The organism is Microbacterium sp. 5K110, assembly GCF_005774735.1.
Taxonomy (GTDB): Bacteria; Actinomycetota; Actinomycetes; order Actinomycetales; family Microbacteriaceae; genus Microbacterium.
Map to the genome: position 1 here is coordinate 1 of NZ_VBUM01000113.1, position 8,889 is coordinate 8,889.

The 8,889-nt window shown below is 71.3% G+C and carries 8 protein-coding genes and 1 pseudogene; 4 read left to right on the forward strand and 5 right to left on the reverse strand.

The features are described from left to right. Together FE256_RS16575 and FE256_RS16580 are read right to left on the reverse strand one after the other, a co-directional pair. The coding region (locus tag FE256_RS16575; protein WP_138177868.1) for a DEAD/DEAH box helicase at nucleotides 1-790 on the reverse strand (790 nt) is incomplete at its 3' end. A 72-nt stretch (nucleotides 791-862) separates the two neighbouring features. Beyond that, a complete protein-coding gene (locus FE256_RS16580; RefSeq protein ID WP_138177870.1) occupies nucleotides 863-1,525 on the reverse strand; it encodes an alpha/beta hydrolase in 663 nt (220 codons plus the stop codon). A gap of 155 nt (nucleotides 1,526-1,680) precedes the next feature. Here FE256_RS16580 and FE256_RS16585 point away from each other — a divergent pair, with 155 nt between their 5' ends. Both FE256_RS16585 and FE256_RS16590 read left to right on the forward strand, forming a co-directional pair. Continuing rightward, nucleotides 1,681-2,295 (forward strand): NUDIX hydrolase family protein, encoded by a 615-nt coding sequence (locus FE256_RS16585; RefSeq protein WP_138177872.1) that lies wholly within the window; start codon nucleotides 1,681-1,683, stop codon nucleotides 2,293-2,295. A 23-nt stretch (nucleotides 2,296-2,318) separates the two neighbouring features. Beyond that, nucleotides 2,319-3,155 carry an AlbA family DNA-binding domain-containing protein gene (locus tag FE256_RS16590; RefSeq protein ID WP_138177884.1) on the forward strand — a complete coding sequence of 279 codons (837 nt, stop codon included), beginning with the start codon at nucleotides 2,319-2,321 and terminating at the stop codon, nucleotides 3,153-3,155. A gap of 106 nt (nucleotides 3,156-3,261) precedes the next feature. Here FE256_RS16590 and FE256_RS16595 read toward each other — a convergent pair whose 3' ends face one another. Further along, complete coding sequence (locus FE256_RS16595) at nucleotides 3,262-4,329, reverse strand: threonine aldolase family protein (RefSeq protein WP_138177875.1); 1,068 nt, start codon at nucleotides 4,327-4,329, stop codon at nucleotides 3,262-3,264. A 67-nt stretch (nucleotides 4,330-4,396) separates the two neighbouring features. Here FE256_RS16595 and FE256_RS16600 point away from each other — a divergent pair. Continuing rightward, nucleotides 4,397-5,761 (forward strand): annotated as a pseudogene (locus FE256_RS16600) (MFS transporter); the annotation flags it as partial. A 281-nt stretch (nucleotides 5,762-6,042) separates the two neighbouring features. Here the strand turns inward: FE256_RS16600 and FE256_RS16605 are convergent. Continuing rightward, complete coding sequence (locus tag FE256_RS16605) at nucleotides 6,043-6,732, reverse strand: SDR family NAD(P)-dependent oxidoreductase (protein WP_138177879.1); 690 nt, start codon at nucleotides 6,730-6,732, stop codon at nucleotides 6,043-6,045. 167 nt (nucleotides 6,733-6,899) lie between these two features. Next, on the reverse strand, nucleotides 6,900-8,306 hold the full coding sequence (locus tag FE256_RS16610) for a DUF6421 family protein (RefSeq protein WP_138177881.1): 1,407 nt from the start codon (nucleotides 8,304-8,306) through the stop codon (nucleotides 6,900-6,902). A 112-nt stretch (nucleotides 8,307-8,418) separates the two neighbouring features. Between FE256_RS16610 and FE256_RS16615 the strand changes: the two genes are divergently transcribed. Then, nucleotides 8,419-8,889 (forward strand): Lrp/AsnC family transcriptional regulator (locus FE256_RS16615; protein ID WP_138177882.1); only part of this gene is annotated, 471 nt, incomplete at its 3' end.

Genomic DNA, 8,889 nt, shown 5'->3' on the forward strand with positions numbered 1-8,889 from the left:
GGTTGAGCATGTCGTCGACGGGGACCACCACCGACAGATCGAACGCCTTCGTCGCCTTCGGCGCCACGATGTCGACCGGCTGCGCGCCGCCGAGGAAGCGCGCGACCTCGTCGATCGGCCGCACCGTGGCGGAGAGCCCGATGCGCTGCGCGGGAGCGTCGAGCAGCGCGTCCAGCCGCTCGAGGCTCACCGCCAGGTGCGCGCCGCGCTTGGTCGCGGCGACCGCGTGGACCTCGTCGATGATCACGGTGTGTACACCGCGCAACGTTTCGGCCGCCTGGCTCGTGAGCATGAGGTACAGCGACTCGGGAGTCGTGATGAGGATGTCGGGTGGGTCGGTGACCAGCTTGCGGCGGTCGCTCGAGCTCGTGTCTCCGGACCGCACGCCCACGGTCACGGTCGGGACCTCGATGCCCAAGCGTCGGGCCGACTGACCGATGCCGACCAGCGGCGAGCGGAGGTTGCGCTCCACGTCGACGCCGAGGGCCTTGAGCGGGGAGATGTAGAGGATGCGGGTGCGGGAGGTGTTCGCGGGCTTCTTGACCGCGCCCCGGCCGCGGCGCGGGGGCGCGGCATCCGCCCCCTCGGGCGCCTTCTCGCGGAACACCCGGTCGATCGCGAAGAGGAAGGCCGAGAGGGTCTTGCCCGAGCCGGTCGGAGCGACGACGAGGGCGTTGCGACCGGACGCCACCGACTCCCACGCACCCTTCTGCGCGGTCGTGGGCGTCGCGAACGCACCACGGAACCAGTCCTGCGTCGCAGGACCGAATCTGTCGAGTACGTCGGCCATGCCGACATCTTCTCCCGGACCTCCGACATCGGGCCGGGGTTGACGTTCGCTGGCCGCGGAACGCCGAGTGGATCAGACGTCGGCGGTGCCGCCGGCCAGGCGCGCGTCGAGGAACGCGCGGACATCGGCGAGCTCTTCCTCGGAGACGGAGTGCGTCAGACCCGGGTAGACCCGGCCGGTCAGGTCGCTGTGCGCGGGGAGCCACTGCGCGGTCATGTCGATCAGGTGCGGCGGGATGACGTCGTCGCGCGACCCCCGCCCCCAGAACACCGGGGGGCGTCGCTCGGCCAGAACGATGTCGCCGGGGAGTTCGCCGCCCGCGGCGTAGCCGGCGAGGACGACGGCGAACGACACCGCGTCCGGAGCGATGCGCAGGGTCTGGACCGCAACCGCCCCACCCTGCGAGAAGCCCAGGAGCCCGACCGGGCGGTCGCCGAGGGTGTCGGCGATCCACGCGAGCAGCGACTCGGCCGCGACGGTGATGGCGGCGGGATCGCGGCCGTTCAGGCCCTCGATCGGGTACCACGAGGCGCCGGGCGTGGGCCAGGGCGGAGTGAGCGGGGCGCGCACGCTCGCGATCGCGAAGGCGTCGGGCAGGTACGGCGCGAGGCCGAACAGATCGTGCTCGTCGGCCGCGTACCCGTGCAGCAGGAGGAGCACGGGACGGTCGTCGATCTCGGCCGGTGGCACCGACCAGCGGACGACGGAGGGATCGAGGATCGGGCGCTCGGTCATGCCGCCCATTGTGGCAAAGACCTCCGACACAGCCAGCGCCCCCGGGCGGTCGCGCGTGCCCGCCCCGGTCGCGGCCGGGCCAGCGGTGCGGTGCCGAGCCGTGGCATCCGCCCGCAAACGTGGGCATCGGGGCGGTCGGTTGATATACAGGGAACATGCCCGTGCGCACCCCCGACCCCGAACCCGGTGACAACGGCGACGACCGCGACTCGCTGTCGACGCCCTTCTCGGGCGCGCCCGCCGCCCCCAACTCGAACCCGGGCTGGCTGAGCGAGGTCGAACTCGCCGAGGCGCGACGGCGTCTTCCGATGCTCTACGTCGAGGCGCTGCCGGTCCGCACCGACGGGATGGGTGCCGTGACCCAGGTCGGCATCCTCCTGCGGGCGACCCCGCTCGGCGAGATGACGCGCACGCTCGTCTCCGGACGCGTGCGCTACGGCGAGACCGTGCGCGATGCGCTCTTCCGCCACGTCGAGAACGACCTCGGACCCATGGCCTTCCCCCTGCTGCCCCCGCAGCCGGCACCCTTCACGGTCGCGGAGTACTTCCCGCTTCCGGGCATGACCGCCTTCCACGACGATCGGCAGCACGCCGTGTCGCTCGCCTTCGTCGTGCCCGTCACCGGCACGTGCGAGCCCCGCCAGGACGCCCTCGAGGTCACGTGGCTCTCGCCCGAGGAAGCGGCATCCGATGCCCTCTCGGCCGAGATGGAGGGTGGGCGCGGCACGCTCGTCCGTCTGGGGCTGGCCTCGCTCGGCGCGCTGCGCTGAGTCCCGCTCGAGCCCGGATGCCGATGGACACCCCGCTCGTCGATCTCGCGATCGCGCTGCCCGTCGTCCTGGCGCTGGCCGCGGCGATCGCGGTCGTGCTGCGGCGCGCGTTCGGTCCGGCGCGCTCGCTGAGCCTGCCGCTGATGACGGTGATCGGCGTGCTCGGGGTGAGCATCGGGCTGCTCCTGTCCGCGTTCGTGGGCGGTGCGGCGCGGCTGTGGGTGCCCACGACGATCCTGTTCTCGGCCGGTGCGAGCATCGGGCTGTCCGCGATCGTCGCGGCGGTCGTGGCGGCCGCGCGACGGGACGGCGGCGACGTCGACGTGGCGGCGCTGCTGCGCGCGGGCGAGTCCGACCGGGTCGAGTTCAAAGAGACCGCCCGTTGGAACGTGCGCGAGAGTCGCAAGGACGCGCGCATGGAGATCGCGATCGCGAAGTCGGTCGCGGCGTTCCTGAACTCGCGCGGCGGGACGCTCGTGATCGGCGCCGACGACGCCGGGACCGCGATCGGCCTCGACCGGGACCTCGCGACACTGCGCACGCCCGACCACGATCGGTTCGAGCTGTGGCTGCGCGACATGCTCTCGACCGCCCTCGGCCGCAATGCCGCGGCCCAACCGCGGATCGTCTTCGCTGCGCCCGCCGAGGGGCGACCTCACGTCTGCGTCGTGGTGTGCCGCCCGGCGCCGCGTCCGGTCTTCCTCACCCAGCCCAAGGACGGCGGTCCGACCACCGACCTGTGGGTGCGCATCGGCAACTCCAGTCGGGCGCTCGGGGTCGACGAAGCCGTCGACTATGTCGCTCGACACTGGCGGCCGTCGCCGTCGACGCTCATCCTCGGTCGTCCGTCGGCCCGCTGAGCCGGGTTCGGCGTCGGGTGGTGGCATCCGGGTCGGGCGGTGGCGGCGGGCGCGCCGGGTTCGGCCTGGGGGTGTGGCATCCGGGGCCGCTGCGGGGGAGCGGGTGTCAGCGCGTGGTCTCGCGGGCGATCGCGGCGATGAAGGCGTCGATGTCGGACTCGGTCGTGTCGAACGAGCACATCCAGCGCACCTCGTGGCGCATCTCGTCCCAGTCGTAGAAGCGGAAGCTCTCGCGCAGCCGGTCGGCCACACCCACGGGCAGGGTCGCGAAGACGCCGTTCGCCTGCGTCGGCTGGGTGAATTCCACCCCGTGGATCGAGCCGTCGGCGAGGCCGGCCTCGACGCCGGCGCGCAGACGCTGCGCCATCGCGTTGGAGTGACGGGCGTTGCGCAGCCACAGATCGCCGTCGAGGAGCGCGACCAGCTGGGCCGAGACGAAGCGCATCTTGCTGGAGAGCTGCATGTCGAGCTTGCGGAGGTAGGTCAGACCCGTGGATGCCGCCGGGTCGAGCACGACGACCGCCTCGCCGATCATCGCGCCGTTCTTCGTGCCGCCGAAGCTGAGCACGTCGACGCCCGCGTCGCGGGTGAAGGCGCGCAGCGGCACATCGAGCGCCGCCGCCGCATTCGAGATGCGGGCGCCGTCCATGTGCAGGCGCATGCCGTGCCCGTGCGCGTGGTCGGCCAGGGCGCGGATCTCGTCGACCGAGTACAGGGTGCCGAGCTCGGTCGACTGCGTGATCGAGACCACGAGCGGCTGGGCCCGGTGCTCATCGCCCCACCCCCAGGCTTCGCGGTCGACCAGCTCGGGCGTGAGTTTGCCGTCGTCGGTGGGGACGGTCAGCAGCTTGATGCCGCCGACGCGCTCGGGGGCACCGCCCTCGTCGACGTTGATGTGCGCGGTGGATGCCGCGATCACCGCACCCCAGCGGGGGAGCATCGACTGCAGACCGACGACGTTCGCGCCGGTGCCGTTGAACACCGGGTAGGCCTCGACGCCCTCGCCGAGCAGACCGACGAACAGCTCCTGCAGGCGGGCGGTGTAGACGTCTTCTCCGTACGCGACCTGGTGGCCCTCGTTGGCGGCGGCGATCGCGGCGAGGACGTCGGGGTGGATGCCGGAATAGTTGTCGGACGCGAAGCCGCGGACGGCGGTGTCATGCAGGGGGGTCACCCCTCCAGCGTAGTCACCGGGACCCGCGCTCTGGTCGATGTCGGAGGGGGTCGCTAACGTGTGCGGCATGACCGAGACACCCCCGTCCGCCGCCCCCATCGTGGCGTCCGCCGCCGAGGGGCGCCGCGCGTTCGTGGGTGTCCTGGTCAACACGGCGGTCGCCAACGTCACCACGAGCTACCTGTGGTTCGCGCTCACGTTCTGGGTCTACCTCGAGACTCGGTCGGTCCTGGCCACGGGCATCGTCGGCGGCGCGTACATGCTCCTGCTGGCGATCTTCGCGATGCTCTTCGGCACGATCGTCGACCGGCACCGCAAGCACCGCGTCATGGTGTTCTCGGGCGCCCTGACTCTCGCGGCGTTCGGGGTGGCGGGTGTGCTGTGGCTCCTCTTCCCCGAGCGGGCGCTGCTCGATCTCGGTGGGCCCTGGTTCTGGATCTTCGCCGGGGTCATCCTCGCCGGCGCGGTCGTCGAGAACATGCGCAACATCGCGCTGTCGACCACGGTGACGCTGCTCGTACCCGAAGAACGCCGGCCGAACGCGAACGGCCTCGTCGGCACGGTGCAGGGTCTCTCCTTCGTCGTGACGAGCGTGTTCAGTGGACTGTCGGTCGGAGTGCTCGGCATGGGCTGGACGCTCGCGATCGCGATCGCGTTGACCCTCGCGGCGCTCGCGCACCTGCTGACGATCCGCATCCCCGAGGAACGTCCGGCGGCCGCCACCGAGCGGATGCCGGCCGTCGACGTGCGCGGTGCCGTTCGGGCCGTGCGCGCCGCCCCCGGTCTGTTCGCCCTGCTCATCTTCTCGACGTTCAACAACCTCATCGGCGGGGTCTATCTGGCCCTCATGGACCCCTACGGTCTGCAACTCTTCCCCGTCGAGATCTGGGGAGTCGTGCTGGGCGTCACGGCCACAGGGTTCATCATCGGCGGGGGGCTCGTGGCGAAGTTCGGCCTCGGGCGCAACCCGATCCGCACGATGCTGCTCGTGGTGATCGCGATGGGCGTCCTCGGGGCCGCCTTCACCCTGCGTGACTGGTGGTGGTTGTACGTCGCGGGCATCTGGATCTACATGGCGCTGATCCCGATGGTGGAGTCCGCGGAGCAGACCGTGATCCAGAAGGTCGTGCCGCTCGAAACGCAAGGCCGGGTGTTCGGGTTCGCCGCGGCATTCGAGTCCGCGTCGGCGCCGATCACGGCGTTCTTGATCGCGCCCATCGCCGAGTTCGTCATCATCCCCTACATGGACGGCGATGCCGGCCGCGCGCAGTGGGAGTGGTTGCTCGGCGACGGAATCGGGCGCGGGATCGCGCTGATCTTCCTCGTCGCCGGACTCGTGATGGTCGTCTTCGGTGCGGGGGCGTTCCTCACCCGGTCCTATCGGTTGCTCTCGCGGCAGTACGCGACGTCGACCGTGAACGCCGATGTCGCCGCCGGCGAGGGAGCCGACCCCCACCGAGACGGCGATGCCCTCGACCCGTTCGCCGTGCGTTCGGGCGCGGCATCCGTGGGCGCCGACGTCGATCCCCGCGTCGCCGAGGCTCCCGTGGACAGGATGGGCGGTGGCGTCTCCGCGACGGGCGGTGGCGTCTCCGGGACGGGCGGCAGCATCTCCGGGACGGGCGGCAGCGTCTCCGCGACGGGCGGTGGCGTCTCCGCGACGGCGGCGGATCCGGGTCGGGGCGGCGCGACCGAACCGGACCTCGATCCGCGTTAGCCGACCGGGGGAACGAGGGCGACGACGCGATCGTTGACCGCTTCCGCATCCTGGCCCCACAGACCGACGAACGCGGCCGCGAGGCCCGCCTCGAGCCCCGCGAGCGCCTTCACTCGGAAGACGACGGCCGCCGCGGATAGCGGGCGTCCCGCATCGCGGGCATCTTTGGCGAAGCCCTGGGCGACGGCCCGCACCCACGCCTCGCTCGCCGCCTTGATGGCGGCATAGTTCGCACCGCCCGCCAGCGGCCGATCCACGGCGGTGGAGGACACGATCGCCAGGCGCCCGGCATCCGAGGTGCGCAGATCGGCGTCGAAGGCCCGCGAGACCACGCGCAAAGCCGTCAACGAACGCAGCAGGAACGCGAAGTCCTCATCGCTCTGCCCCGCGATGCCCCCGCCGCCGCGCCAGCCCCCGACGAGGTGCAGGATGCCGTCGACCCGCCCACGCGCGGCGTGCACGCGCTCGCGCAGGGCGTCCACGGCATCCGCGTCGGTCAGGTCGCAGCGCTCGGTCGCGACGTCGGGGATCTCGGCCCGTACTTCGCGGAGGCGCGCGTCGTCCGACCCCACGACGACGACGCGAGCCCCGGCATCGACGAGGGCCCGCGCCGCGGTGCGGCCCGCCGCGCTCGTTCCCCCCGCCAGCACAACCAGTCGGTCGCGTACCCCTGTGTCGTGGCTCATGGTCTCTTCCCTCCGGGTCGCCTTCGTCGTACGGCGGCATCGGTCCGCGCCGTCGTGCGGAGTCTGCCGTCGACCCGCTGTGCGAGCTGGGGCTGTAGCGGCGTGTCTCGGCCGAACTCCGCGGGACGGCGTGCCGTGGCGGGGAGGACGGGCCGGGATCCCCGGCCTCAGTCGCGGCCGGTGATGCCCTCGGTCGAAGCGATCACGGGGCGCATTTTCTTCTCCAGAGCCTCGAAGAACATCGACAGGGGGAACTCGTCGTCGAGCACGGCGTCGGTGTACCCCTTGGGGAGACCGGCGAGCACCTCGTCGGACAGTCCACGGGCCCAGACCGACGCAGGATGCGGCGTCACCACCGATCGCACCAGGTCGTAGGAGGCCAGCCAGTGGGCCGTCTTGGGCCGGTCGATCGAGCGCCAGTACAGCTCGTCGATCGCGTCGGCCAGCGCCACGACGGCGGCGGGCACCTCGTCCCAGTCGAACGCGAGCGACGTGTCGGTCCAGTGCAGCACGCGACGCTGGTGCAGCCACGCGAAGAGCAGCTGACCGCCCAGCCCGTCGTAGTTGCGGACCCGCGAGCCGGTGATGGCGAAGCGGAAGATGCGGTCGAAGATCACGGCGTACTGCACGAGCTCGGCGTGCTCGAGCATCGCCTGCTCCGCGGCATCCAGGTCGTCGCGTGCGGACAGCCGGGCCTGGATCTCCACGCACTCGCGGAACGCGGTCAGGTCGCACCGCAACTCCTCGAGCGAGTAGAGGAAGAACGGCATCCGCTGCTTGATCATGAACGGGTCGAACGGCAGATCGCCGCGCATGTGCGTGCGGTCGTGGATGATGTCCCACATCACGAACGTGCGCTCGGCGAGGTCCTGATCATCGAGCAGGCGCGCGGCGTTCTCGGGCAGGTCGAGCTTGGTGATCTCGGCCGCGGCGCGGGTCACGCGACGGTAACGGGCGGCCTCGCGGTCCTGGAAGATCGCGCCCCACGTGAAGGCCGGCACCTCGCGCATCGCGACGGTCTCGGGGAAGAGCACCGCCGAGTTGGTGTCGTACCCGGGCGTGAAATCGACCAGGCGCAGCGAGACGAACAGGCCGTTGGTGTACTCGGTCTCGAGGCGCGCGATGAACTCGGGCCAGATGACCTCGACGAGCACCGCCTCGACGTGCCGGTCGCGCGAGCCGTTCTGCGTGTACATCGGGAAGACGACGAGATGACGGATGCCGTCGACCCGGTGCTGCTGCGGCTGGAACGCCACGAGCGAGTCGAGGAAATCGGGCACGCCGAACCCGGCATCCTTCCATCGCTCGAAGTCCACGACGGACGCGCGGAGGTAGGCGTCGTCGTGGGGGAACAGGGGGGTGAGGGCCCGGATCGCGTCGACGATGTCGTCGACGAGGGCACCGGCGCGCGCGTGATCGGATGCCTCCGGAACCGCGCCGTCCGCGGCCTGCAGCGACTGCAGCTGGACGGCGGCGTCCTTGAGCTGAGTCCACGCGGGGGTGTGCTCGACCGTGTCGACCGCGTGCCCGTCGAGCAGGTCGTGCGCGGAGCGCGAGGGTGTCGCGAGGGTCATGGAGGCCTCCGATCGGCGTAGGCGGGAAAGATTCCTGTCAGTACCGCATGCTAACGGAAAAATTACGGATGCCGCCACGGAGGCTCCGTCGCATCCTGGTACTGTCGGGCGCATGTCCGACGGTTCCGTTCGCCGCGCGCGGCTCGACGACACCGTCGACGCGGCCATCGTGCGCGAGATCTCCCTCGATGCGCGCGCCACGCTCGCCCACCTGTCCGAGAAGGTCGGCCTGTCGGTCTCGGCGGTGCAGTCGCGGCTGCGGAGGCTCGAGGCGCGCGGCATCGTCCGCGGCTACCGGCCCGTTCTGGATGCCGAGGCGCTCGGCCGCCCGCTCGCCGCTTTCGTCGAGATCACGCCCCTCGATCCGGCGCAGCCCGACAACGCTCCGGATCTGCTCGCGCACCTCAGCGCGATCGAGGCGTGCCACTCGATCGCCGGTGACGCGGCGTACATGCTGTTCGTCCGCGTGCCGACTCCGCGCGATCTCGAGACGCTGATCCGCGACATCCGCACGGCGGCCCAGGTCAACACGCGCACCACGATCGTGCTGCAGACCTTCTTCGAGGCCCGCCCGATCGAGCCC